The following is a 25,309-nucleotide window of genomic DNA, read 5'->3' as shown; positions in this document are numbered from 1 at the left end:
TCCACTGCGCAGGATGATGTCCATTGCCGTCATTTTGCCGGCCCTGCGGCTGCAAGCGGGCGAACTTACCAGATCGCCCCCGGCCGCGCCACTCCCGGATGTCGTGGTGGCTGCTGTTTACCCGGATGGTTGGTTAGAATCGCCTTCTTAACTCAATATAAGGAAGGTTCATGATCCCGTCCTACAGTGCTCGCAGCCGCGCGATCGAACCCTTTCACGTGATGGCACTACTCGCTCGGGCCAATCAATTGCAGGCGGATGGTCATGACGTCATCCACCTGGAGATCGGCGAGCCGGACTTCACCACCGCCGCGCCCATCATCGCCGCGGGCCAGGCCGCGCTAGCCGATGGGCATACCCGTTACACCGCGGCGCGGGGGCTGCCGGCGCTGCGTGAAGCCATCGCCGGCTTCTACGCGCAACGCTATCGGTTAAGCATAGACCCCGAACGCATTCTCATTACTCCCGGCGGCTCCGGTGCCTTGTTGTTGGCCACCAGCCTGTTGGTAGATCCCGGCAAGCATTGGTTGCTGGCCGATCCGGGGTATCCCTGCAACCGGCATTTCCTGCGCCTGGTCGAAGGCGCCGCGCAGCTGGTGCCGGTGGGGCCAGAGGTGCGTTATCAATTGACTCCGGCGTTGGTCGAGCGCTATTGGGATCACGACAGTGTCGGTGCGCTGGTCGCCTCGCCAGCCAACCCGACCGGCACCTTGTTGCAGCGCGATGAGCTGGCGGCACTCTCCGGCGCGTTGAAAGAGCGCGGCGGCCATCTGGTGGTGGACGAGATCTATCACGGCCTGACCTACGGCGTGGAGGCGGCCAGCGTGCTGGAGGTGGATGACGAGGCGTTCGTCCTCAACAGCTTCTCCAAGTATTTCGGCATGACCGGTTGGCGCCTCGGCTGGCTGGTGGCGCCACCGGCAGCGGTGCCGGAGTTGGAGAAGCTGGCACAGAATCTCTATATCAGCGCCTCGAGCATGGCCCAGCATGCGGCGCTGGCCTGCTTCGAGCCCGCTACTCTGGCGATCCTCGAAGAGCGCCGCGGCGAGTTCGCCCGGCGCCGCGACTTCCTGCTGCCGGCCTTGCGTGAGCTGGGTTTCGCTATCGCCGTCGAGCCGCAAGGCGCCTTCTATTTATATGCGGACATCGGTGCTTTCGGCGGCGATGCTTTTGCCTTCTGCCGACACTTCCTGGAAACCGAACATGTCGCCTTTACCCCGGGGCTGGATTTCGGTCGCTACCAGGCCGGCCATCACGTGCGTTTCGCCTACACCCAGAGCCTGCCGCGGCTACAGGAGGCGGTCGAGCGGATTGCCCGCGGCCTGAAAAGCTGGCAGCCCTGATGCGCTTCGTTCCGGGGTTGGAGCAAGGCCGACTGTTGCGCCGCTATAAGCGCTTCCTCGCCGATATCGAAACCGCCGGTGGCGAGCCATTGACCATCCACTGCCCGAATACCGGCTCGATGCTCAATTGCATGGTCGAGGGCGGGGCGGTCTGGTTCAGTCGCTCGAATGATCCCAAGCGCAAGCTGCCAGGAACCTGGGAGCTCAGCGAAACTCCGCAAGGGCGGCTGGCCTGCGTGAATACCGCACGGGCCAACCCCTTGGTCGAGGAGGCGCTGAAGGCTGGCGTGATTGCCGAGCTGGCCGGCTTCACGGCGCTCAAGCGTGAGGTGGCTTACGGCCAGGAAAACAGCCGGATCGATTTCCGCCTGGACTACCCGAGCGGCCCGGCCTTTGTCGAAGTGAAGAGTGTCACCCTGGGCTTTGCGGGTTCGGCGCTCGCGGCCTTCCCCGATGCGCGCACCGAACGCGGTGCCAAGCACCTGCGCGAGCTGGCGGCCCTGGCGCGTCAGGGCGTGCGCGCGGTGCAGCTGTATTGCGTGAACCTGTCGGGGATCGACGCGGTGCGTCCGGCGGCGGAAATCGACCCGGCTTACGCCGCCGCGTTGCGCGAGGCGCAGGCGTCGGGAGTCGAGGTGCTGGCTTATGCCGCCGAGTTGTCGCCGCAAGAGATTCGCCTCAGCCGCCGGCTGAGGGTGCTTTTGTAGGGCGGACATGGCGTAGCCTTGTCCGCCGTGGTGGACAAACCGCTGGCGCGGTATGTCCACCCTACAGGGCAAGCTCGACCCAGATCCCGGCGGTGTCCTCGCGACATACCAGCGCGTCGAGCGCTTGCCCGGCGCAGGGGCCGGCCACGCACTCGCCGGAGTCGATCAGAAAGAGTGCGCCGTGGGTGGCGCATTGGATCAGGCTACCGCTGTGGTCGAGGAATTGATCCTCCAGCCATTCGAGCGGCACACCGCGGTGCGGGCAGCGATTCTGATAGGCATACACCTGGCCGTCCTTGCGCACCGCCAAGAGTTTGAGTCCAGCCAGTAAGAAGCCCCGGCTCTGGCCTTCAGCCAGCTGTTCCGGGGCGCAGAGAAATGCCATGGTCGCCTCCACGTGAGCGGCGGATTATCCCGCTCGCGTGGGTTGGGCGAAAGTCAGATTTCCCAGATCAGGTTGATCGCCGCGTGTCGGCCCGGTTGCGAGAAACGGGTGATGCCTGGGTTGAGGGAGGTCAGGCCGCGCACATCGCCCCACTGCCAGTACTCCTTGTCGGTGAGGTTGAACAGGCCGGCGTTGAGCGAAAACTCATCGGTCACTTGCCACCAGCCGTTGAGGTCGAGCAGGCCATAGCCGGAGGGTTGGAATTGGTTGGCAGTCTGGGTTTCGTCCACCCGTTGTTTGGCGGCCACCAGAGTCCAGCTCAGATCGCCACCATACTGGCTGTTCGGTGCGGTATAGCCGAGGCCGAATACGCCTTTGAGCGGGTCGACGCTGTTGATCGGCTCGCCGCTGCCTTCATCCTTGCCGCGGGCATAGGCCACGGCACCCATGGCTTTCCAGCCGTCCGGTAGCAGCCCCAGTTGATCGAGGAACAGCTCGCCCTTGGCCTCGGCGCCACGGATGGTCACGCGATCGCGGTTGATGTACTGGAACTCGCCGAAGGGGAAGCCGGACACTGTCGAGGGGCGGTTGATCTGTTCGATGAAGTCCTCATAGCGGTTATAGAACAGCGCCACGCCGAAGCTGCCGACGTGGTATTGGCCGCGCAAGCCCAGCTCGTAACTGTCGCTGCTCTCGGCTTTCAGGTTGGTGTTGGCGAGGGTGCGATACAGTCCGGGGTTGACGAACTCGCCAAAAATTTCCACCGCCTGGGGGGCGCGGAAGCCGGCTGCGTACTGGCCGTAGAGGCTATGGAAGTCGTCGACCTGGTAGGTCACGCCGAATTTCGGCGAGATGGCCGAGTCGCTGAAATCGCTGGGGTTGGCATCGGTCGCTTGGCTGTTCAGGTACTCGTCGGTGACGTGTGGCTGCATCTCGTAGCGGTCATAGCGCACCCCTGGCAGCAGGGTCCAGCGGCCGATGGCGATGCTGTCCTGGACGAACAGCGCGTACTCATTGGTGGTCGGGTCGGGGAAGTCGCTGGTGGGCAGCACCGGGGTGGTGCGGCCGGTAGCCAGCACGGTTTCCCCGCCTTCGCGTAGATCGGAGTTGTTCAAGCGCTTGAGGTCGACACCATAGGTAAGGTCATGCTGGCTCGAACCCAGGGCAAAGCCTTTGTCCAGTTGGCTGTTGAACACCCAGAGCTTCTCGTTGTAGTGCGAATCACGGGTGCGAAAGCGCGGTTGTGCGCCGACGATCCGGTTTTCGTAGGTGCGCTGGCGGGTCTGGCTGTCTTGATGGCTGAGCTGCGATTGCACCCGGTCAGCCAGCGGGCTGTCGAGTTGCAGGCTGTGATTGAGCGAGAAGCGCTCGCGGTCGACGCTGTCCCTGGCGTCCTGCGTGCGAATGGTGGCGCTGGAGCTGTAATTGCTCAGCACCCGGGTGTCGACCTCATCCTGATAGCGCTCGTAGGTCAGTTGCAGGCGCGCCCCTTCGGCGTAGTCCCAGCCCAGCTTGCCCAGCAGGTTGTCGGTGCTGTAGTCGAGCGGATTGGCCTCCTCGCGTGCGCTGCCAATCCCGTCGTTGCTGCCGTGCGTGTCAAGCGCCTGGCCGGTGCGCCGGCCCAGATGCAGCAGCACGTCGACCTGATCCTGGCGGCCGGCCAGGGTGGTGCTACGCAGCCAGCTGTCATCCGAGCCGTCGTAACCGGTTTTCAGGCGAGCGTAGGTGTCATTGCCGTCCTCCAGGTAGTCCGCTGCATCCTTGGTCAGAAAACTCACCGCGCCGCCGATGGCATCGCTGCCATACAGCGAGCTGGCGGGCCCGCGGATGATTTCCACCTGCTTCACGCTATCCGGGTCGACGTAGTCGCGTTGGGCGCTGAGGAAGCCGCCGAAGGAAAACGTGTTCGGCAGGCTCACGCCGTCTACCTGAGTCAACACCCGATTGCCGCCAATGCCGCGAATGGTGAAGCCGGACAGGCCGAAGCGGCTGCCGGTGCCGCCCACCGAAACCCCTGGTTCATAGCGCACCAGATCCTTGATGTCTTTGACGTTCTGCTGGTCGATATCGCGCTCGGTCAGCACCGAAACGGTACTCGGCACCTGATCGAGGGTCTGCTCGTTGCGCGTAGCGGTGACCGTGACGGTATCGAACTGGGTCGCGGTTTTTTCCGCAGCAAAGGCCAGCGATGGCGACAGCAGAAGCAGTACGAGCCAGGAACGGCGGGCGAAGGGTGGGCGTTTTGACATGGACGGGCTCCTAAAGCGAGAACGTGCGGGTGACTTCGGTGGCCACCGGTTTGGCATCGGCGGCAGACGTTAGCGAGATTGACATGCAAGTGCAAATAATTATCAAATAGATTTGTTTTTGGTAAGGTCAGCCCTGCGATGTTGCGTTTCTCGCTGTATTTCCTGCTGTCGCTGGCGCTGCATGCGCTGGCGGGCCTGTTGCTGCGCGAGTCGACTTTCGGGGTGGGGCGGCCGCAGGCGGCGGTGCTGCCGGCGGAGATGGCGGTGCTGACGATTCAGTTGCAGGCGGCCCCCCAGCCGCCGGCGCCTGCTGTGCAAGCGCCTGCAGTCGTGGCGCCAGCTGCCCTGGCGCGCGCCAAGGTGCCGGCGCGAGCGCCGGCCAAAGCCCAGCCGCAGCGGCCACCGGCGCCGCCCAAGCCCGTGCAGCTGGCGGTGAAAACCGCGCCGGCGGTCAGCCGCGGTGAGCGTGCAACCGAGGCCTCGACGGCCGCGGCGGCACCGGTGCCGATGCCGTCGGCCAGCAGAGAAGTGCTCAGTCGCGCGCCGGCATTTCTGCAGTCGCCCGCGCCGCCGCGCTACCCGACGCAGGCGAAGCGCCGAAATCAGCAGGGCGTGGTGTTGCTCGAAGTGCGGCTGGACGAACGAGGCCGGCAGCGGGCCTTGCAGGTGCTGCGTTCTTCTGGGGTCGCCAGCCTGGATGCGGCCGCTGTGCAGGCCGTCGCCGCCTGGCGTTTCCGCCCGGAAACCGAGGACGGCCGCGCCGTACCCAGCCGCGTCCAAATACCTGTCGAGTTCGCCCTGACGGCGAGCCGTTGATTGTGATGAAGGAGTTCCATCCATGAGCACTCAGACCCCAGCCGCCGCGGTGGCCAATGACCTTTACCTGGCCTGGCAGGTGCTGCGCACCGAGCAGCCACGTCTGCGCGCACGGGATGCCGCCGAGCGTCTGGCGGTCAGCGAGGCGGAGCTGATCGCCAGCCGGCTGGGCGTCGATACACAGCGGCTGCAACCCGACTGGCCGGCGCTGTTGCCAGCCCTCGGCGAGCTGGGCTACGTGATGGCGCTGACGCGCAACGAGCACTGCGTGCATGAGCGCAAGGGCTATTACCGCGAAGTGACGGTGACGCCGAATGGGCAGATGGGCCTGGTGGTGTCGGCCGACATCGACCTGCGGCTGTTCCTCGCTGGTTGGGCCAGTGTGTTTGCCATCGAGGAGCCAACCGGCAAAGGCGTCCAGCGCAGTATCCAGGTCTTCGACCGCCAGGGCGTGGCGGTGCATAAAGGTGTTTCTCACCGAGGACAGCGAGCTCAAGGCCTGGGCGCCGCTGCTCGAGCTTTTTCGCGCGGCCGAGCAGAGCGCCGAACTCGACCTGCAACCGCAACCGGTGCGCGCGGCGCCGACGGCAGACGGCTTGATCGACGTCAATTCGCTGCGAGTCGGCTGGTCGACCTTGAAGGACACTCACCACTTCTTTGCGCTATTGAAGCAGCACGGCGCGACACGCACCCAGGCGCTGCGGCTGGCCGGGCGCGAATGGGCCGAACCACTGGCACCGGCCGAGCTGCCGAAGTTGCTGGAGGCGGCGGGCGCAGCGCAAGTGCCGCTTATGCTGTTTGTCGGCAACCGCCACTGCATCCAGATCCACAGCGGCCCGGTGCGCAACCTGCGCTGGCTGGACAGCTGGTTCAACGTGCTCGACCCCGAGTTCAATCTGCACCTGAAGAGCCTGTCGGTGGCCGAGTTGTGGCGGGTGCGCAAACCGAGCACGGATGGCGTGATCACCAGTTGGGAAGCCTTCGATGCGGAGGGCGAGTTGATCGTCCAGCTCTTCGGCGTGCGCAAGCCGGGCATCCCGGAGCGGGACGACTGGCGCACGCTGGCCGAAACTGCCGCGGCCTTGGATGCCTAAGCGCCGCTCACGTAGGTTGTTTTCAACCCGCTGGCTCTGCTCCAACGGCAGGTCCAGCGGGATATTCGAATGTCGATGGAGTCGATTTGCCATGCGCCTTACAGCCTGTCTTGCCAGCCTTTGCGGCGGCTTTCTGCTGAGCCAGCTGGCCTCCGCCGCCGAACCCTTGCCGCAACGCTGGGTCAGCGCGGGTGGCTCGCTGAGCGAATGGATAGTCGAGCTGGGCGGTGAAGCCAAACTGGTCGGCGTGGATACCACCAGCCTGCACCCGGCGCGGTTGAAAGTCCTGCCGAGCATCGGCTATCAGCGGCAACTGGCCGCCGAGGGCATCCTCAGCCTGAAGCCTGACCTGCTACTGGGCAGTGAAGAGATGGGCCCGCCGCCGGTACTGGAGCAGGTCAATAAGGCCGGGGTACGTATCGAGGCGCTGTCGACTCAGGCCGATTTGCCGACCTTGGAGCACAGCCTGACGCGTCTCGGGACGCTGCTCGGCGCGCAGCAGCGTGCGGCTCAGGTGCTGGCCGCCTACCGGCAGCGTCTGCAGGCGCAGGCGCGCTGGGTTGCGGCCGCACAGCTCGGGCAGCCGGCACCGCGAGTGTTGTTGCTGCTCGGTCACGCGGGCAGTCGTCCGCTGGCAGCGGGGCAGGATACCGCTGCGGCCTGGCTGATCGAGCAGGCCGGTGGGCGCAATGTGACCACGCATGCCGGCTACAAGGCGCTGTCGACCGAGGCGCTGCTGGCACTGGACCCGCAAGTGCTGATCTTTGCCGATCGCAGCTTGGCCGGGGCCGCCGCCAAGCAGGCGCTGCTCGAGGACAACCCGGCGTTGGCCGCGACCCGCGCGGCGCGTGCTGGCCGTTTGCTGGCGCTGGATCCGACCCTGCTGGTCGGCGGACTGGGCCCGCGGATTCCCGCTGGGCTGGCAGTGCTGAGCGCAGCCTTCTATCCTGCCGCGCAAGCCCTGACCGCCGAAGCTAAGCCGCAACCATGAATCCTGTCGTCCAACCGCGCTCACTGTTTATCGCCCTGGGCTTGTTGCTGGTGCTCGCGCTCTGGCTGTCGCTGGCCTTGGGCCCGGTCAGCTTGCCGCTGGCCGACACCCTGCGCGCCGCGTTGCGTCTGCTCGGTGTGCCGTTGTCTGGCCTGGGGCTGGAGCAGGCCGAGTTGATCCTCGGGCAAATCCGTATGCCGCGAACCCTGTTGGGCTTGGCGGTTGGCGCGGTGCTGGCGCTGTCCGGGGTGGCGATGCAGGGGTTGTTTCGCAATCCCTTGGCGGATCCCGGTTTGGTCGGTGTCTCCAGTGGCGCGGCCCTCGGTGCGGCGCTTGCCATAGTCGGTGGCGCCGCGTTCGGCGGTCTGCCGGAGGCTTTCGCGCCCTATCTGCTGTCGCTCTGTGCTTTCGCCGGCGGTTTGGGTGTGACCGCGCTGGTCTACCGCCTCGGTCGTCGGGATGGCCAGACTAGCGTCGCGACCATGCTGCTGGCCGGTATCGCCCTGACGGCCCTGGCCGGCGCGGCCATCGGCCTGTTCACCTACTTGGCCGATGACGCGACGCTGCGCACCCTGACCTTTTGGAACCTCGGCAGCCTCAACGGTGCCAGTTACGCACGGCTGTGGCCGTTGTTGCTGGTCACTGCCGGTGTCGGGCTGTGGTTGCCGCGCCGGGCCAAGGCCTTGAATGCCTTGCTGCTCGGTGAGTCCGAGGCACGCCATCTGGGCTTCGAGGTCGAGCGTTTGAAGCGCGAGTTGGTGTTCTGCACCGCGCTGGGCGTCGGCGCCGCGGTGGCGGCGGCGGGGATGATCGGCTTTATCGGCCTGGTGGTGCCGCACCTGTTGCGCTTGCTGGTCGGGCCGGATCACCGCGTGCTGCTGCCTGCCTCGGCATTGGCGGGGGCAAGCCTGTTGCTCTTCGCGGACGTGCTGGCGCGCTTGGCCCTGGCGCCAGCGGAGTTGCCGATCGGGATTGTCACCGCGCTGCTGGGTGCGCCGTTCTTCCTTTATCTATTGCTGCGAGGACGTGCCTGATGCTGCGTGCAGAAAGTCTGGCAGTGCGGCGTGGCGCTAAGCTCGTGCTGACGGATATCAACCTCGAACTACAGCCGGGCGAAGTGCTCGGCGTGCTCGGCCCGAATGGCGCGGGCAAGAGCACCTTGCTCGACGCGCTGGCTGGCGAATTGAGCCCGACCCATGGGCAGGTTCTGCTGGATCGGCGCCCGCTCGCCGAGTGGCCCGGCCCCGAGCGCGCCCGGCGCTTGGCCGTGTTACCGCAGAGTTCGACCCTGAACTTTGCTTTCCGGGTCGAGGAGGTAGTCGGCATGGGCCGCCTGCCGCACGCCAGTGGCCGTGCGCGGGATGCGCAGATCATCGATGCAGCATTGGTCGCGGCGGATGCCATGCACCTGGCCGGGCGTAGCTATCTGGAACTGTCCGGCGGTGAGCGCCAGCGCGTGCATCTGGCCCGAGTCTTGGCGCAGCTGTGGCCCGGTGCGGCGGGGCAGAGCCTGTTGCTGGATGAGCCGACCTCGATGCTCGATCCCTTGCATCAACACACCACCCTGCAGGCGACGCGCACCTTTGCCGAGCGCGGTGCGGCGGTGCTGGTGATTCTGCATGACCTGAATCTGGCGGCGCGTTATTGCGACCGCGTGCTGCTGCTGGAGCGTGGCCGCCCGCATGCGCTAGGCAGCCCGGATGAGGTGCTGCGGGCCGAGCCGCTACAAGCGGTGTTCGGCCTGGAGGTGCTGGTGCAGCGCCACCCGGAACGGGGTCATCCATTGATCATTGCTCGCTAAGCACCTGTTCATGATCTGCTGCGCGTCGATCATGCTGCGTTGAAATCGGGCTCAAAATGCTCATTTACTACCTGTAAACTGCGCTTTTTCGCCCGACTTCGCCTTGCCTGACCTTAGCTCGCGAGATCGTGAACAGGCTCTAAGGAAATCCGATGCGCTTCGTTGTATGGCTGTGTTTGCTGGTGTTGGCGGCTTGCCAGTCGGTGCCGCCGCTGCCGGCCTGGCAAAGTCCCGAAGGGCTTGAACATGCCGACCTCGGCGTGATCCGCGATCTGCGCAGTGGTGAGCAACTGACCCCACGGCAATTGGTCGAGCGTCTGGCAAAAGCACCGCGGGTGTTGGTCGGCGAGCAGCACGACAACCCGGATCAACATGCTTTGCAATTGTGGCTATTGCAGGCGCTGGCGGCGCAGCGGGGGCAAGCTAGCCTGTTGCTGGAAATGCTCAATCCGGACCAGCAGGCTAAGGTCGAGCAGGCGCGGGCGGCCATGGCGGCAGGCCAGCCGCTGGCCGATCTGCCGGGCGCCTTAGCTTGGCAGCAGAACTGGGATTGGGCGTTGTACGGGCCGATCCTGCGTTATGCCTTGGCTCAGCCTTATCCGGTGCTGTCGGCCAATCTGGACCGCAGTGAAATCATGCAGATCTACGCCGCGCGCCCCGCGCTCAGCGGCACGGCCTCGACCGCGGCGGCGGTGCGCACCGCATTGCTGGCGCAAATTCGCGAGTCGCATTGCGGGCTACTGCCTGAGGATCAGTTGCCGGCCATGCTCGCCGTGCAGCAACGGCGCGATCGGCGGATGGCCGAGCGGCTGTTGGCTGCGCCAGAGCCGGCGATCTTGTTCGCCGGCGCCTTCCACGTGCGGCGTGATCTGGGGGTGCCGCTGCACCTGGCCGATCTGGGCGCCGCGCAGGGCAGCCTGGTGCTGATACTGGCTGAAGTGGGTAAACCGGTGGCTGCCGGGACCGCTGATTTTGTCTGGTACAGCGCGGCGCAGCCGGAGCAGGACCACTGCGCCAAGCTGCGCGGCTAGCCCGCTGCTGCCTACGGCGGCGGAGTATTTTCGGTACTTTTCGCGCCAATCAGCCACTGCTGCAATCTGCCGGACTGGCTGGCGCAGATTGATTATTGAAGCTCAGGGACTGCCGCTCGGGCGCTACTTTATGTGGGGCAAAAAAAGACCCGGCAAGAGCCGGGTCAAAACCGTGATTAGCCTGATGAGGAGATAATCTGAAAAGTCCGACTGAATGGTCTCTCAGCTTACCGGCTGATCTCACGACCAGTTGTGGTAATAATAACAATTATCATTTGTATGTCAACACTCCGTTTGCAACTTTTCCTAACTCGGCTCAATCCGGCCCACAGAAGCCAAGAACCCGGCGCAGGGCCGGGTTCTTGGTGGGCAGAGCGGGCTCTATACCTCGCTGCGCGGTAGCCGTAGCCGGGTGACTTCCTTGTTTAGCAGGTCGATGCGGCGCGCCATGCTCTCGACCAGGCTGTGCGCGATCCGCGGGTTGCTCTGCATCAGGCTGAGGAATTGCTCTTTGGGAATCGCCATCACGGTACAGGGCTCACTGGCCAATACCGTGGCGCTGCGCTTCTCGCGGGTAAACACGGCCATGGCGCCGAAGATCTCATCCTTCTGCACATCGCCGACTTTGTGCCCGTCGACATAGGCTTCGGCGCGGCCCTCGATAATGATGAAGACGTGATCGGCCTCGTCGCCTTGGTGGATCAATTCTTCGCCCGCGGCAAAATGCTGGAAACCCGTAGCCGGGCGAATTTCCGGCTGCTTCAGGCGCGCCAGTGCGTCAGAGAGCAGTGCGGTATGGCCGATCAGGTATTGGATGAACAGCTCTTGGCGATGCTCGCTGGCATAGATGTGCTTAAACACATCGGCGCGCAAATACGGAGTCAGGCTCAGTGGTTCTTCGCTGCTGTAACGGCAGCGGGGCAGTTCGATGCCCTGGCGCAGGCCAACCAAGTCACCTTCCTGCAGGTAGAACAGCGGGCGTTCGTCAACCAGCCCATGCAGCAAACCACTTTCGATAATAAACAGCTGCTTGCCCGGCAGTATCTGCGCCAGGTCTTCGACCCGCTCAAGGCGTAGTGGGGCACCGGTAGGTTCCAGGCCCTCCAGCAGCTGGGTGGGGATGCCTTGCAGTCGGTTGATCAGCTGATCGGCGTAGGCCGGTTGCTCCCCGAGTAGATACATAGAGTAATTCCTTGAGCTGGCTGGGCTGACGAGAACGCACGAACGTCCTTGAGACAATAGGTTGCGCCAAGACTTACGTAAATCACCGCGCGCAGAGGTTGTGAGCTAGCTCTTATTGTGCGACAGCGTGGCATCCAGTTGGCCATTCAACGCTGCTTTATGGGCGGGTGGCAACTCATTCCAATGCACATCGAGCAACGCGCCCTCGATCGCATACAACAAGACTTTCGATGCGCGAAAGCCGCGCGCCTGAACCGCCCGGTAGGCGCCGACCGCACCTAACCGACGCAAGTCGGTGGCGCTGTGGATGCCGACGGCGTGCAGCCACTGCGCCGAGGTTTTGCCCAAGTTCTTCAGATGCTGCAGTTCGTCGTTCATCCTGCCTCCTTGCAATGGGGCATTGCTACCCAAGATTTAGTGAGTCGGGAAGCCTGCAAGAAAGTGTAGCGGCCAACGGACAAAGCGTGGCTGATTGAGATCGCCCCAGGCCTGTTGCAGCGCCGGCGTCAGTTCGGCCACCGGGTCGCGGCCGTGTTGACGCTCCCAGCGCTGGACTGCCGACCAGGTGCGCAGATAGCCGGCCAGATGCTCGAAACTCCATTCCACTTCAATCGCGAAAGGCGGCAGTTGGATGAGGGGGAAGGGTGCCTGCAGGTCGCGATAACCGACATCTACGCTGGCGCGCCCCTGTGGCCAATAGCCGCCGAGCGTGTTGTGGTAGAACTCGTCGATCACCGCATCGAGTGCGTGGTCGATGCGCATCAAGCTGTAACACCAGGCGCAGAACAGTCCGCCGGGCTTGAGTAGGCGGCGTACCTCGGTGAAAAACACGGGGGTGGCGAACCAATGCAGGGCTTGTGCGACTACGATCAAGTCCAGGCTGCTGGCGGCTAAGGGCAGTGCCTCGGCATTCGCGGCAAATAGCTCGACTCCTTGCAGCTCCTGGCTGGCCGCCAGTTGCTCGACGCTGGCATCGCAGGCGAGTACCTGCTCGAAATGCGCGAGCAGTGGGCGGCTGGCTTGGCCGTTGCCGCAGGCGATATCCAGCGCGTGTTGCCGTGCGGGGCTGTGTTCGGCCAGCCAGGCGAAGAGTGCGGCCGGATATTCCGGACGGAAGCTGGCGTAAGCGCCCGCTCGGGCGCCGAATAAACGGGCAATTTCACTCATGCGATTAGGTCGCTCGGTAGCGCATGCGGGTGCCGAAGTTGAGCGACATGAGGATCTCGTCGGCGCTCAGCTCAAGCGGAAAATAAGCCCCGGAGATCTGTGCGTGCGCCAGGCTCGCGCCTTCCATACGGGTCTGCCTGAGGTCGAGACCGCGCAAGTCGGCAGCGCGAAAGTAGGCGTCGGTAAAGTTAATGCCATCGGCGTGTAAGGCGCGCAAATCGAGGCCGCGGAAATCACCATTGGAGAGGTCGATTTCGCCGCTCTGGGGCTTGTGCGCGTTGAAGCCGGGGATGTCTTCGTCATGCAGGAAACGGTAAAGCGGATGATCAAGCTGACGCGGCTGGCTCATGGCGGGTTTCCGGTGACGGGTTCACCGGCAGTATAGAGGCCGCGGCGCGCTCTGCTCGCCGCGGCTCTTCTGGCTAGGGGCTGTTTAGAGCCCCGGCAGGCGTTGGCGAATCCGCGCGATCAAGCTGTCCAGGCTGGCGCTCTCGTGAGTATCGACGCGCTTGCTATGGGCCAGCTCTTCAACATCGAGGGCCTCGCGGTTGGCCTGCTGGGTCTGGATGACTTCCAAAGTGGCATCGGACGGATCCTGAGCGGCGCTCTGGCGTTGTGCCAACCAGCTGGTGATAACGCTTTCCGGGGCCTGGCAGTCGAGGATCAGGAAAGGTGCGCCGGTTTCCTCCGCAACCTGCCAGGCGGCTTCGCGCTGAGCGTGCTTTAGGTAGGTGGCGTCGATCACCACCGGGAAGCCGGCATGCAGCGCCGCATCGGCCAGTTGGTGCAGGCGTTGATAGGTCGCGGCGCTGGCGTCCTGGCTATAGATGCCGGCGGTCAGTTGGCCTTGGTCAACGACGGCTTGCTCACCGAACAAACGCTTGCGCTCCACATCCGAGCGCAGGCGGATGGCGCCGAGTGCCTCGACCAGGCGCATGGCCACATGGCTTTTGCCGACGGCGGAAACTCCGTGGGTGATGGCGAGGAAGCGCGAAGGAATGGCGCTGTAGCTTTCCGCCAAGGCGGCATAGCTGCGGTACTGGCGCAGGATCACCGCACGCTGCACGGCATCCTGTTCCTGGCCGAGGCGGAACAGACTGACCTTGCCGCGCACCATGGCGCGGTAGGCCTTGTAGAAGTTCAGTAACTCCAGCGCGGCGTAGTCGCCGGTCTGTTCCAGCCAGGCACTGACGAAGCGCCGCGCCAGCGGCTTGAGGCCACGGTCCTCCAGGTCCATGGCGAGAAAGGCGGCATCCGAAACGATGTCGATCAGGCGGAACGGTTCATTGAACTCGATGCAGTCGAACAGCACCACTTCGCCATCGAGCAGGGTGACATTGCCCAGGTGGATGTCACCATGGCATTCGCGAATGAAACCTTCGGCCTTGCGCCGTTCAAGCAACGGCTCGAGCCGCGCGAAGCTACTTTCGGCCCAAGCCTGCAGGGCATCCAACTGCTGCAGGTCGGCCTTTTCGGAGAGCATGGCGCGGGCCTGTTCGAAGTTCTGGGTGACCGGCGCCATGATCGCTGCCGGGGTGCCGAGCGGATGCTCGAGGGCGACCCGTGGGGCGACCAGGTGGAAGCTGGCGATCTGCCGGGCGAGGGCGTCGATATGCGCAGTGGTCAGTTCGCCGCGGGCCTGAACTTCGCCGAGCAGTTGGCTCTGCGGGAACTGGCGCATCTTCAGGGCATATTCGATGACCGGGCCATCACCGCCCAGCTGTGGCGCCTCGAGGCTGCCGCTGATCGGCAGGACTTCCAGGTACAGGCCTTGGGTCAGGCGCTGATTAAGGCGCAGCTCTTCGTTGCAAAAGTGCTGACGAGCGCTCAGGTCGGTGAAGTCGAGAAAGCCGAAATTCACCGGCTTCTTGATCTTGTAGGCATAGGGGCCGGTTAGCAGTACCCAGGAGATATGCGTCTCGATGACCTGGAAACCGTCCACCGGGTGTGGGTAAAGGGCCGGGTTCTGCAGGGCGGCGATCAGGGGCTGGCTCACGGTCTATCCTTGAATTACGGATGGGTTAGAAGGCCGTCATTATGGCGGCTGTGCGCGGCTCTGCAAACCGCCAGGAGGCGCCTGCCTGCGCTAGGTAAAGTGCGTATAATGCGCCGCCATGACTCGTACTCGATCCCCTCGTTCTTCTCGTTCGCGCCGCAAACACCGTTCTGGTGGCATGCGCCCTTGGCTTGGTTGGCTGCTAAAGCTCAGCCTGGTCGGCCTAGTGGTGTTGGCCGGTTTCGCCGTTTATCTGGATGCCGTGGTGCAGGAGAAATTCTCCGGCAAGCGCTGGACGGTGCCGGCCAAGGTTTACGCTCGCCCGTTGGAGCTGTTCGTCGGTCAGAAGCTGGCCAAGAACGACTTCCTGACGGAGTTGGACGCCCTTGGCTACCGGCGCGAAAGCGCCGCCAATGGCCCGGGCGCGGCGGCGGTGGCGGGCAATAACGTCGAGCTGAATACTCGCGGCTTTCAGTTTTATGAAGGTGCCGAGCCGGCCCAACGAATTCGGGTGAAGTTCTCCGGTGACTATGTTGCAGGACTTACCCAGGCCAGCGGTAAGGAGCTCGCCGTGGCGCGGCTGGAGCCGTTGCTGATCGGCGGCCTCTATCCGGCGCACCACGAGGATCGCATCCTGATCAAGCTGGATCAGGTGCCGCCCTATCTGGTGGAAACCCTGGTGGCGGTGGAGGACCGGGAGTTCTTCCATCACTTCGGGGTGTCACCGAAGTCCATCGCCCGCGCCTTCTGGGTCAATGCCAGTGCCGGGGAAATGCGCCAGGGCGGCAGTACGCTGACCCAGCAGTTGGTGAAGAACTTCTACCTGAGCAGCGAGCGCAGCCTTAGCCGTAAGGCCACCGAGGCGCTGATGGCGTTGCTGCTCGAGTTGCATTACGACAAGCAGGAGATTCTCGAGGCTTACCTCAACGAGGTGTTCGTTGGTCAAGACGGCCAGCGCGCGGTGCATGGCTTCGGCCTGGCCAGCCAATATTTCTTCAGCCAGCCGCTGGCCGAGCTGAAATTGCATCAAGTGGCGCTGTTGGTCGGTATCGTCAAGGGGCCGTCCTACTACAGCCCGCGGCGCTTTCCGGAGCGGGTGTTGGAGCGGCGTAATTTGGTCATTGACCTGTTGGCGGCGCAGAACGTGGTGACTCCAGAGGCGGCCGCCGCAGCCAAGAAGATGCCGCTGGGGGTGACCAAGCGCGGCAGTCTGGCCGACAGCTCTTACCCGGCGTTCCTCGACTTGGTTAAGCGTCAGTTGCGTCAGGACTATCGGGACGAGGACTTGACCGAGGAAGGTCTGCGCATTTTCACCAGCTTCGATCCCATCCTCCAGCAGAAGGCCGAAGGCGCGCTCAACTCGACGCTGACGGGGCTGTCCGGGCGCAGGGGGGTCGATCAGGTGGAAGCGGCGATGGTCGTGACCAATCCCGAAAGTGGTGAAATCCAAGCCATGATCGGCAGCCGTCAACCGCGTTTCGCCGGTTTCAATCGGGCGCTGGATGCAATACGGCCGATTGGCTCGCTGATCAAACCGGCGGTTTACCTGACCGCGCTGGAGCGCCCGAGTCAGTACACCCTGACCAGTTGGCTGGTCGATGAACCGTTCTCGGTGAAAGGTCAGGATGGCCAGGTTTGGCGCCCGCAAAACTACGATCGCAAGGCGCATGGCACTATTTACCTGTATCAGGGCCTGGCCAACTCCTACAACCTGTCCACGGCCAAGCTCGGCCTGGAGTTGGGCGTGCCGACGGTGCTGAAAACCCTGGAACGGCTTGGCGTCTCGCGCGAGTGGCCGGCCTATCCCTCGATGCTGCTCGGCGCCGGTGCGCTGAGCCCGATCGAAGTGGCGACCATGTATCAGACGCTGGCTAACGGCGGTTTCAACACCCCGCTGCGTGGCATTCGCAGTGTCTTGACTGCCGAAGGGGAGCCGCTGAAGCGTTATCCGTTCCAGATTCAGCAGCGGTTCGACCCGGGCGCGATTTATCTGGTGCAAAACGCCATGCAGCGCGTGATGCGTGAGGGTACCGGGCGCTCGGTGTACAACCAGCTACCCAGTTCGCTGAATCTGGCCGGCAAAACCGGCACCAGTAACGATTCGCGAGATAGCTGGTTCGCCGGCTTCAGCCAGGATCTGCTCGCGGTGGTCTGGCTCGGACGTGACGATAACGGCTCGACGCCACTGACGGGCGCTACCGGTGCGTTGCAGGTCTGGACCGGCTTCATGCGTAAGGCCGATCCGCTGCCGTTGAACATGCCGCTGCCGGAAAATGTCGTGCAGGCTTGGGTCGATGCCAATAGCGGTCAGGGCTCCGATTCGAGCTGCCCGAATGCCGTGCAGATGCCGTATATTCGCGGTAGTGAGCCGCCCCCTGGGGCTGCCTGCGGTGTGCAGGCGCCAGTGGACGAAGTCATGGACTGGGTGCGCGGCTGGATGAATTAAGTGAAGAGGTGCTCAGTGAATAGGTGGTTGATTCCAGCGTTAGTGGCCACAGCCCTGCTGACGGGTTGTGCCAATGTGCCGCGCGGTGCCATTCCGGTCGTGGACTCCGGTGCGCCGCTGTCGGCTGACAGGCCGGCGGTGGGTGGAGGCGGTGTTTATCGCCCGAGTCCCGCGCAGCCGCAGGCAGTGCCGCAAGATTCAGGGGTAGTGGTGATGGTGCCAGGGGCGGGTGCTAGTTCGGCGCCGATCCAGACCTTCCCGGCAGCGAGTGCGGTGCTGGGTGGCTCGAGCACTAGTGCGCCGATTAGCCCCGGCCCTATCAGCACTGCGCCGCTGACCAGCGGTGGCTATACGGCGCCGGCGCCTGTGCTGCCGAGCGGGATTCCTGCCGCCGGCGGCTTGGCGGCGGATGAGCAGCTCGATGGGCCGGTGCTGGCACTGTTGACTACCGCTCAGCAACAGCAGAGTAATGGCGACTTGAACGGCGCCTCGTCCAGCTTGGAGCGCGCCCAACGTATCGCTCCGCGTGAGCCGCAGGTGCTCTACCGCTTGGCGCAGGTGCGTCTGGCACAAGGGGATGCGGCCCAGGCGGAGCAATTCGCCCAGCGTGGCCTGACCTATGCCAATGGTCGTCCAGCCTTGCAGGCGAGCCTGTGGGGGCTGATCGCGCAAGCCCGCGAGCGGCAGGGCAACGTGGCGGGTGCGGCACAAGCCCGCGAGCGTGCCCGAGTCAATCTCTGATGGATGCTCGCCTGTCGCTGTTGGCCGAGCAGTTGCTGCTGATTGAGCGTGAGCTGCGCCTGCAGGGCTGGTGGGCAGCAGCGCCGCCGAGCGCTGAAGCCCTGGCCAGCGAGCAGCCATTTTGCGTCGATAGCCTGGCTTTCGAGGAGTGGCTGCAGTGGGTTTTTCTGCCGCGAATGAAGGTGATTGTGGAGTGTGGCAAGCCACTGCCTACGACTTCAGGCATCCGGCCGATGGCGGAGGTGGTCTATAGCGAGCGCAGCGCTAAGGCCAAGACCTTGTTGGAGTTGCTCGGCGAGTTCGATCGCTTGATCGGAGGTGCGGCGTAGGCCGCACCTCGGGGTGGATTATTTGCAGTTTTCGGCGATGGCTTTTTCACTTTCCGTGATACGACCCTGGCGCTCCTCTTCGGTCAGACGGTGGGTTTCGCCATCGACCTCAGCGCGGAGCCGCGGGTTGTTCTGTAGCTGAGCCAAGTTCGTGCGCACGGTTTCGCAATACTTCTTGCGCTCAAGCTCTTGGGTCGCCACATCTTTTTTGACTTTGTCGTCAATGGCCTTTTGCGCGGCGTCGGTTGTGCTGTCCGGCGCAGGCGCGGCGGCCGGCGCTGGTGGTTTGGGCGGCGCCGTGACGGTGTTGACCGCGGTGGCGTCTTGGCCTTGCGGTGGTTGCGCACCGAAGTGGGTGATGCCTTGGGTGTCGACCCATTTGTAGACCTGGCTCGCCATGGCTGTGGCGCTCAGGGCGAGCAGCAAACTACCCGTAAGAATCATGCGTCGCATGCTGTGTCCTTTTGTTGGCTGCGGAACCTGGTGCCTACTATAACCAAAAGTCGTGAATCGTCATCCTGTGCTAGGTCACAGCAGCAGATTGAAGAATCCTCAACGGATGACTTGACTTGCTACGGCCTAATCCGAACAATTCAACGTTCGCTGTAGTGGGGTCCGCCGCAAGCAGGCTTTAGCTCAGTAGACATGAGGCGCATACCCGCGCCGACCTGTTACACCCGCAACGCGTTACCTCGCGCTGGGTGGGAAAGCCCCGCAACACTTTGGGGCATTCCCAATACTTGCTCAGTAGTAGCTGACGTAGTCGGCGACCACCGTCGCTCATGCTCTGCTTGGCAGTAAACCTATTCAGACCGTTCAGTTGTGGGCGGTTCTCTGGCGTTTTAGAGGTGAACAACGTGGAGCTTTTATCTGGCGCTGAAATGGTCGTCCGCTTTTTGCGTGACGAAGGCGTTAAGCATATTTACGGGTACCCGGGTGGTGCCCTCCTGCATATTTACGATGCCTTGTTCAAAGAACCGGAAGTGACCCACATCCTGGTTCGTCACGAACAAGCGGCTACCCATATGGCCGACGGCTATGCCCGTGCTACCGGTAAGGCCGGTGTGGTCCTGGTGACCTCCGGTCCTGGCGCGACCAACGCCATCACCGGGATTGCCACCGCTTACATGGACTCGATCCCGATGGTCGTGTTGTCGGGGCAGGTGCCGAGCAACATGGTCGGTACCGATGCGTTCCAGGAAACCGATATGATCGGTATCTCCCGGCCGATCGTGAAGCACAGCTTTATGATCAAGCACCCGTCGGAAATCCCGGAGGTCCTGAAGAAGGCTTTTTATATCGCCCAGTCCGGCCGCCCAGGCCCGGTGGTAGTCGATATTCCCAAGGACATGACCAATCCGGCCGAGAAGTTCGAGTACGTCTATCCGAAGAAGGCCAAGCTACGCTCCTACAGCCCGGCCGTGCGTGGCCATTCGGGGCAGATCCGCAAGGCGGCCGAGATGCTGCTGGCGGCCAAACGGCCAATTCTGTATTCGGGTGGTGGCGTGATCATGGGTGGCGCCGCGGCGCCGCTGACTGAGCTGGCGCAGATGCTTAACCTGCCAGTCACCAACACCCTGATGGGCCTTGGTGGCTATCCGGGCACGGATCGTCAGTTCCTCGGCATGCTCGGCATGCACGGCAGCTACACCGCCAATCTGGCGATGCATCATGCCGATGTGATTCTCGCCGTCGGCGCGCGCTTCGATGACCGGGTCATCAATGGCCCAGCGAAGTTCTGCCCGAACGCCAAGATCATCCACATCGATATCGACCCTGCTTCGATCTCCAAGACCATCAAGGCCGACGTGCCGATCGTTGGTCCGGTGGATAGCGTGTTGACCGAGATGGTCGCGATCCTCAAGGAAATCGGCGAAACCCCGAATAAAGACGCGGTGGCCAGTTGGTGGAAGCAGGTTGATGAATGGCGTGCCGGTCATGGCACCTTCCCTTATGACAAGGGCGACGGCAGCATCATCAAGCCGCAGACGGTAATTGAAACCCTCAGCGAAGTGACCCATGGCGATGCCTTCGTCACTTCCGACGTGGGCCAGCACCAGATGTTCGCGGCGCAGTACTACCGCTTCAACAAGCCCAATCGCTGGATCAACTCAGGCGGCCTCGGCACCATGGGCTTTGGTTTCCCGGCGGCGATGGGCGTCAAGTTGAACTTCCCGGATGCCGACGTCGCCTGCGTGACGGGCGAAGGCAGCATCCAGATGAACATTCAGGAGTTGTCGACCTGCCTGCAGTACGACCTGCCGGTGAAAATCGTCAACCTGAACAACGGCGCGTTGGGCATGGTGCGCCAGTGGCAGGACATGATGTACAACAGCCGTCATTCGCATTCCTACATGGAGTCGCTGCCGGACTTCGTCAAGCTGGCGGAGGCGTATGGCCATGTCGGCATGCGCATCACCGAGCTGAAAGATCTGAAGCCGAAAATGGAAGAAGCCTTCGCGATGAAAGATCGACTGGTGTTCCTCGACATTCAGGTGGACACCAGCGAGCACGTCTACCCGATGCAGATCAAAGATGGCGCCATGCGTGACATGTGGCTGAGCAAGACGGAGCGGACTTAAACCATGCGACACATCATCTCCCTGCTGCTGGAAAACGAGCCTGGCGCATTGTCCCGTGTGGTCGGTCTGTTCTCGCAACGTAACTACAACATCGAAAGCCTGACCGTGGCGCCGACCGAAGACCCGACCTTGTCGCGTCTGACGTTGACCACCGTGGGCCACGATGAGGTGATCGAGCAGATCACCAAGAACCTCAACAAGCTGATCGAAGTGGTCAAGCTGGTGAACCTGTCGGAAAGCGCGCACATCGAGCGTGAGTTGATGCTGGTCAAGGTCAAGGCTACCGGTGCCCAGCGTGCTGAGATCAAGCGCACTACCGACATCTTCCGTGGGCAGATTGTCGACGTGACCAGCAGCGTCTACACCATCCAGCTCGCGGGGACCAGCGACAAGCTGGACAGCTTCATCCAGGCCGTGGGCACTAGCTCAATCCTGGAAACCGTACGCAGTGGCGTCACCGGCATCGCCCGTGGCGACAAAGTACTCAGCATCTAACCTTTGTGAAATGGCCCAGGGGGCCGAATAGGGGAATTTCCATGAAAGTGTATTACGACAAAGACTGTGACCTCTCGATCATCCAGGGCAAAAAAGTCGCCATCATCGGTTACGGCTCCCAGGGGCACGCCCAGGCCTGCAACCTGAAAGATTCCGGTGTCGATGTAACCGTTGGTCTGCGTCCTGGTTCAGCCACTGTTGCCAAGGCCCAAGCGCATGGCCTGAAAGTAACTGACGTGCCGTCCGCCGTTGCGGCTGCCGACCTGGTCATGATCCTGACCCCGGACGAGTTTCAGTCGCAGCTGTACAAGAACGAAGTCGAGCCGAACCTGAAGAAGGGCGCCACTCTGGCCTTCTCCCACGGCTTTGCGATTCACTACAACCAAGTCGTACCGCGTGCCGACCTTGACGTGATCATGATCGCGCCGAAGGCGCCGGGTCACACCGTACGTTCCGAATTCGTCAAAGGCGGCGGTATCCCGGATCTGATTGCGATCTATCAGGATGCTTCCGGCAATGCCAAGAATGTTGCCTTGTCGTACGCTTCCGGCGTTGGCGGCGGCCGTACCGGCATCATCGAAACTACCTTCAAGGACGAGACCGAAACCGACCTGTTCGGCGAGCAGGCGGTTCTGTGTGGCGGTACCGTTGAACTGGTCAAAGCCGGTTTCGATACCCTGGTTGAAGCGGGCTACGCGCCGGAAATGGCCTACTTCGAGTGCCTGCACGAACTGAAGCTGATCGTTGACCTCATGTACGAAGGCGGTATCGCCAACATGAACTACTCGATCTCCAACAACGCCGAATACGGCGAGTACGTGACCGGCCCGGAAATCATCAACGCCGAATCCCGCCAGGCCATGCGCAATGCTCTGAAGCGCATCCAGGACGGCGAGTACGCCAAGATGTTCATCAGCGAAGGCGCGACCAACTATCCATCGATGACCGCCAAGCGCCGCAACAACGCCGCCCACGGTATCGAAGTGATTGGCGAGAAGCTGCGTTCCATGATGCCGTGGATCGCTGCTAACAAGATCGTCGACAAGACCAAGAACTAAGGTCCGCGATGTGAGAAAAAACGCGGCCATGGCCGCGTTTTTTCATTCTAGGCTGAGGCTTCTGGTATAAAGCCAGGGTGCTGTGGCGGGGTTATGAACCCTGAGTCGCCATTTTTGTCGAAAACTTTCCAAACCGTTGCAAGGTGCTGTTCATGAACGAACGTCCCGAGGAGCCGAAAGCGGCCTCCGACGCAGAAAGCCTGCTGCCAATTGATGAGCATGTTGAAGAAGGGCATGACGCCGAAGGGCGCAAAGTCCGGCACCGTGGCATTTACCTGTTGCCCAACCTCTTTACCACGGCGAATCTGTTCGCTGGCTTCTACGCCATCATCAATGCCATGAACGACAACTTCTACGTTGCTGCGGCTGCAGTTTTCGTCGCCATGGTGCTGGATAGCCTGGATGGCCGGGTGGCGCGCTTGACCAATACCCAGAGTGCCTTTGGTGCCGAATACGATTCGCTGTCCGATATGGTTGCGTTCGGCGTTGCACCTGCCTTGCTCGCGTTCGAGTGGGCGCTGGGTAGTATGGGTAAGGTTGGTTGGATGGTGGCCTTCATCTATGTTGCGGGCGCAGCCTTGCGGCTTGCGCGCTTCAATACCCAGGTGGGTACGGCGGATAAGCGCTTCTTTATTGGTTTGGCGAGTCCGGCGGCTGCGGGTGTGGTGGCGGGGACTGTCTGGGCTTTCAGTGATTTCGGTATCCAGGGCTCCAACATGTCCTTTGTGGTTGCCTTGCTGGTGGCGGGCGCAGGCATGCTGATGGTCAGCAATATCAAGTACCACAGCTTCAAGGATCTCGACCTCAAGGGGCGCGTGCCTTTTGTGGCAATCCTCGCGGTGGTGTTGGTGTTCGCGGTGGTCTTCAGTGACCCGCCGCGTATTCTGCTGTTGATCTTCCTCGCCTATGCGGCTTCCGGACCGGTGCAATACCTGTTGCAACTGCGTCGCCGCAAAACCGTCGAGTGATGTAATTTCCTCCTGGCTCCGCGGTCTATTGGCGCATCAGTCACCTAAATAGCCGCGGAGTTTCAATGCTGATCCAGATCCCTCCGGCCTCAGCGTCTCGCGAATCTGACGTCACTCCCGAATCTGTCTATCTGTCGCGTCGTAGCCTGTTGGCCGCTGCCGGTGGCCTGGCGGCTACAATGGCCTTGCCGGGCACTGCCCGGGCCGAGGTATCCCGCTATGCCGATGTCGAGCCTTCAGCCGCTCCGGCCTGGTTCGCGGAAAAGCTGGCGGGCACTCGCTGGCAAGCGGTTGCCGCAGGGGATGAGCTGCTGACGCCGTTCAAAGATGCCAGTCGCTACAACAACTTCTATGAGTTCGGGCCCGAGAAGGGCGATCCCGCGCGCAACGCTTCGCCATTCAAGGTGGAGCCGTGGAGCGTGCAAGTGGATGGCGAGGTCGCGAAGCCGGGTTGTTACTCCCTGGATGATTTATTCAAGCCACAGCGGCTCGAAGAGCGCATCTATCGACTTCGCTGCGTTGAGGCCTGGTCCATGGTCATTCCTTGGTTGGGCTTTTCGCTGGCTGACCTGCTCAGACGGGTCGAGCCGACTGCTCAGGCCAGGTTCGTCCGCTTCGAAACCGTCGTCGATCGGGAGCGCATGGTTGGCCAGAGTTCGAGCTTTTCCCTGATCGACTGGCCTTATGTGGAAGGGCTGCGTCTGGATGAGGCGATGCATCCGCTGGCCATCCTGGCCGTGGGGATGTATGGACGGGTGCTGCCCAATCAGAACGGTGCGCCGTTACGCTTGGTGGTGCCATGGAAGTATGGGTTCAAGAGTATCAAGTCGATTGTTCGTATCAGCCTGACCCGAGAGCAGCCAAAGAACACCTGGCAGGTATTGGCGCCGAGTGAGTATGGGTTTTATGCCAACGTTAACCCGGCTGTGGATCACCCGCGTTGGACCCAGGCCCATGAGCGGCGCCTGCCAAGTGGTCTGTTCAGCCCCAATGTCATTCCGACACGCATGTTCAATGGCTATGACGAGGTTGCAAGCCTCTACAGTGGCCTCGATCTACGGGAAAACTACTGATGCGTTATCGACTCTGGCGAATAGCGGTCTTCACCGTGGCGTTAATGCCGCCACTGTTCTGGCTGTATCAAGGCTGGACTTTCGCCCTCGGTGCAGACCCGGGCAAGGTTCTGGTCGATCGCTTGGGGCTGGGGGCGTTGACGCTCCTGCTGATCACGCTGGCGATGACGCCGCTGCAACGCTTGACGGGGTGGGGCGGTTGGATTGCTGTCCGTCGCCAGTTGGGTTTGTGGTGCTTCAGCTATGTCGCACTTCACCTTTCAGCCTACGGTGTGTTCGTTCTAGGGCTGGATGGCGCGCAATTGCTGATCGATTTGCGCAAGCGTCCTTACATCTTCGTGGGAGCCCTGGCCTTTATTGGACTTCTGGTTCTGGCCGTGACCTCTAATCGCTTTAGTATCCGTAAGCTGGGTAAACGCTGGAAAGCACTCCACCGTGCGGTTTACCCGGTATTGGGGTTAGTTCTACTGCACATGCTCTGGGTAGTGCGGGCTGATCTGGAGGAGTGGCTTTGGTATTCGCTGCTTGGCGCATTTCTACTGATGCTGCGGATACCGACCATTGCGGCGCGTATTCCCAGGCTTTCACTAAAGGCTTCGGGCCGAATGACAAAAAGCTTTCAATAAGTGCTTGACGGTTAATTTGCCGGGCCTATAATGCGCACCTCTTCCGGCGTAGACCTCTCGGAAAACCTCTTTGAAAACAAGAAGTTAGCTTAAAAAGAGGGGTTGCAAAACAGCGCAAGCTGTGTAGAATGCGCCGGGCTGACAGGGCGGTGTTTGGGTCTTGTTGGTCGGTCTGCTGGAGCGATCGAAAGCGGTTGAATGAGGTGGTTGACAGCGGTTTGAAACGCTG

Annotated in this window: 24 protein-coding genes and 1 pseudogene; 17 read left to right on the top strand and 8 right to left on the bottom strand. The window is 62.4% G+C overall.

The annotated features are described in order from the left end of the window. The first annotated feature begins 170 nt into the window (after positions 1-170). Together FFS12_RS16235 and sfsA are read left to right on the top strand one after the other, a co-directional pair. Positions 171-1,343, top strand: a complete 1,173-nt coding sequence (locus FFS12_RS16235; RefSeq protein WP_137888285.1) for a pyridoxal phosphate-dependent aminotransferase — start codon at positions 171-173, stop codon at positions 1,341-1,343. After that, the gene (gene sfsA / locus FFS12_RS16230) at positions 1,343-2,050 is read left to right on the top strand and encodes a DNA/RNA nuclease SfsA (protein WP_137888283.1); all 708 of its coding nucleotides are present in this window, start codon (positions 1,343-1,345) and stop codon (positions 2,048-2,050) included. Before FFS12_RS16235 ends, sfsA begins: the two co-directional genes overlap by 1 nt. Before the next feature lie 61 nt (positions 2,051-2,111). Here the strand turns inward: sfsA and FFS12_RS16225 are convergent, their stop codons facing one another. Next, the gene (locus tag FFS12_RS16225) at positions 2,112-2,435 is read right to left on the bottom strand and encodes a Rieske (2Fe-2S) protein (protein ID WP_137888280.1); all 324 of its coding nucleotides are present in this window, start codon (positions 2,433-2,435) and stop codon (positions 2,112-2,114) included. A gap of 53 nt (positions 2,436-2,488) precedes the next feature. Then, positions 2,489-4,684 carry a TonB-dependent hemoglobin/transferrin/lactoferrin family receptor gene (locus tag FFS12_RS16220; RefSeq protein WP_137888278.1) on the bottom strand — a complete coding sequence of 732 codons (2,196 nt, stop codon included), beginning with the start codon at positions 4,682-4,684 and terminating at the stop codon, positions 2,489-2,491. Positions 4,685-4,822: 138 nt separating this feature from the next. Between FFS12_RS16220 and FFS12_RS16215 the strand changes: the two genes are divergently transcribed. From FFS12_RS16215 to FFS12_RS16190, 6 genes and pseudogenes are all read left to right on the top strand, one after another. Further along, positions 4,823-5,500 (top strand): energy transducer TonB, encoded by a 678-nt coding sequence (locus tag FFS12_RS16215; protein WP_137888276.1) that lies wholly within the window; start codon positions 4,823-4,825, stop codon positions 5,498-5,500. Between the two features lie 22 nt (positions 5,501-5,522). Then, positions 5,523-6,594, top strand: a pseudogene (locus tag FFS12_RS16210) (hemin-degrading factor). 91 nt (positions 6,595-6,685) lie between these two features. Further along, positions 6,686-7,585 (top strand): hemin ABC transporter substrate-binding protein, encoded by a 900-nt coding sequence (locus FFS12_RS16205; RefSeq protein WP_137888274.1) that lies wholly within the window; start codon positions 6,686-6,688, stop codon positions 7,583-7,585. A gap of 50 nt (positions 7,586-7,635) precedes the next feature. Then, complete coding sequence (locus FFS12_RS16200) at positions 7,636-8,619, top strand: iron ABC transporter permease (protein ID WP_171011905.1); 984 nt, start codon at positions 7,636-7,638, stop codon at positions 8,617-8,619. After that, positions 8,619-9,386 (top strand): heme ABC transporter ATP-binding protein, encoded by a 768-nt coding sequence (locus tag FFS12_RS16195; RefSeq protein WP_137888270.1) that lies wholly within the window; start codon positions 8,619-8,621, stop codon positions 9,384-9,386. Before FFS12_RS16200 ends, FFS12_RS16195 begins: the two co-directional genes overlap by 1 nt. A 152-nt stretch (positions 9,387-9,538) precedes the next feature. Next, a complete protein-coding gene (locus FFS12_RS16190) occupies positions 9,539-10,417 on the top strand; it encodes a ChaN family lipoprotein (protein ID WP_137888268.1) in 879 nt (292 codons plus the stop codon). 381 nt (positions 10,418-10,798) lie between these two features. Here FFS12_RS16190 and FFS12_RS16185 read toward each other — a convergent pair whose 3' ends face one another. The 5 genes from FFS12_RS16185 to FFS12_RS16165 form a co-directional block, all read right to left on the bottom strand. Further along, positions 10,799-11,599: a cyclic nucleotide-binding domain-containing protein gene (locus FFS12_RS16185; RefSeq protein WP_137888266.1), complete on the bottom strand. Its 801-nt coding sequence runs from the start codon at positions 11,597-11,599 to the stop codon at positions 10,799-10,801. A 105-nt stretch (positions 11,600-11,704) separates the two neighbouring features. After that, entirely contained in the window at positions 11,705-11,977 is a 273-nt protein-coding gene (locus FFS12_RS16180) for a TfoX/Sxy family protein (RefSeq protein ID WP_137820423.1), read from the bottom strand. A gap of 36 nt (positions 11,978-12,013) precedes the next feature. Beyond that, positions 12,014-12,766 carry a class I SAM-dependent methyltransferase gene (locus FFS12_RS16175; protein ID WP_137888264.1) on the bottom strand — a complete coding sequence of 251 codons (753 nt, stop codon included), beginning with the start codon at positions 12,764-12,766 and terminating at the stop codon, positions 12,014-12,016. A gap of 4 nt (positions 12,767-12,770) precedes the next feature. After that, a complete protein-coding gene (locus FFS12_RS16170) occupies positions 12,771-13,115 on the bottom strand; it encodes a pentapeptide repeat-containing protein (RefSeq protein WP_137888262.1) in 345 nt (114 codons plus the stop codon). A gap of 84 nt (positions 13,116-13,199) precedes the next feature. Beyond that, entirely contained in the window at positions 13,200-14,762 is a 1,563-nt protein-coding gene (locus tag FFS12_RS16165; protein WP_137888260.1) for an AAA family ATPase, read from the bottom strand. Positions 14,763-14,880: 118 nt separating this feature from the next. Here FFS12_RS16165 and mrcB point away from each other — a divergent pair, with 118 nt between their 5' ends. Genes mrcB through FFS12_RS16150 form a run of 3 tightly spaced genes read left to right on the top strand, consistent with a single transcriptional unit; the run spans position 14,881 to position 18,278 of the window. Continuing rightward, the gene (mrcB, locus tag FFS12_RS16160; RefSeq protein ID WP_137888258.1) at positions 14,881-17,208 is read left to right on the top strand and encodes a penicillin-binding protein 1B; all 2,328 of its coding nucleotides are present in this window, start codon (positions 14,881-14,883) and stop codon (positions 17,206-17,208) included. A 15-nt stretch (positions 17,209-17,223) separates the two neighbouring features. Then, complete coding sequence (locus FFS12_RS16155; RefSeq protein ID WP_137888256.1) at positions 17,224-17,949, top strand: M48 family metallopeptidase; 726 nt, start codon at positions 17,224-17,226, stop codon at positions 17,947-17,949. Beyond that, positions 17,949-18,278, top strand: a complete 330-nt coding sequence (locus tag FFS12_RS16150) for a YqcC family protein (protein WP_137888254.1) — start codon at positions 17,949-17,951, stop codon at positions 18,276-18,278. Before FFS12_RS16155 ends, FFS12_RS16150 begins: the two co-directional genes overlap by 1 nt. 18 nt (positions 18,279-18,296) lie before the next feature. On the opposite strand, the gene FFS12_RS16145 is transcribed toward FFS12_RS16150, so the two are convergent. Further along, a complete protein-coding gene (locus tag FFS12_RS16145) occupies positions 18,297-18,731 on the bottom strand; it encodes a DUF4124 domain-containing protein (protein ID WP_137888252.1) in 435 nt (144 codons plus the stop codon). A gap of 404 nt (positions 18,732-19,135) precedes the next feature. On the opposite strand from FFS12_RS16145, the gene FFS12_RS16140 reads away from it, so the two are divergent. From FFS12_RS16140 to msrQ, 6 genes are all read left to right on the top strand, one after another. Then, entirely contained in the window at positions 19,136-20,860 is a 1,725-nt protein-coding gene (locus tag FFS12_RS16140; RefSeq protein WP_137888250.1) for an acetolactate synthase 3 large subunit, read from the top strand. A 3-nt stretch (positions 20,861-20,863) separates the two neighbouring features. Then, positions 20,864-21,355 (top strand): acetolactate synthase small subunit, encoded by a 492-nt coding sequence (gene ilvN, locus FFS12_RS16135; RefSeq protein WP_108099957.1) that lies wholly within the window; start codon positions 20,864-20,866, stop codon positions 21,353-21,355. A 41-nt stretch (positions 21,356-21,396) separates the two neighbouring features. Further along, positions 21,397-22,413 carry a ketol-acid reductoisomerase gene (gene ilvC / locus FFS12_RS16130; RefSeq protein WP_137888248.1) on the top strand — a complete coding sequence of 339 codons (1,017 nt, stop codon included), beginning with the start codon at positions 21,397-21,399 and terminating at the stop codon, positions 22,411-22,413. A 152-nt stretch (positions 22,414-22,565) separates the two neighbouring features. Next, the gene (pssA, locus tag FFS12_RS16125) at positions 22,566-23,381 is read left to right on the top strand and encodes a CDP-diacylglycerol--serine O-phosphatidyltransferase (RefSeq protein ID WP_137888246.1); all 816 of its coding nucleotides are present in this window, start codon (positions 22,566-22,568) and stop codon (positions 23,379-23,381) included. 65 nt (positions 23,382-23,446) lie between these two features. Next, positions 23,447-24,454: a protein-methionine-sulfoxide reductase catalytic subunit MsrP gene (gene msrP / locus FFS12_RS16120; protein ID WP_137888244.1), complete on the top strand. Its 1,008-nt coding sequence runs from the start codon at positions 23,447-23,449 to the stop codon at positions 24,452-24,454. Then, positions 24,454-25,080: a protein-methionine-sulfoxide reductase heme-binding subunit MsrQ gene (gene msrQ, locus FFS12_RS16115; protein ID WP_137888242.1), complete on the top strand. Its 627-nt coding sequence runs from the start codon at positions 24,454-24,456 to the stop codon at positions 25,078-25,080. Before msrP ends, msrQ begins: the two co-directional genes overlap by 1 nt. Positions 25,081-25,309: the final 229 nt, after the last annotated feature.

Source organism: Pseudomonas sp. 2FE (assembly GCF_005503735.1).
Taxonomy (GTDB): domain Bacteria; phylum Pseudomonadota; class Gammaproteobacteria; order Pseudomonadales; family Pseudomonadaceae; genus Aquipseudomonas.
The sequence above is the reverse complement of the archived record's forward strand: the minus strand, read 5'-3'. Positions and strand labels throughout refer to the sequence as shown.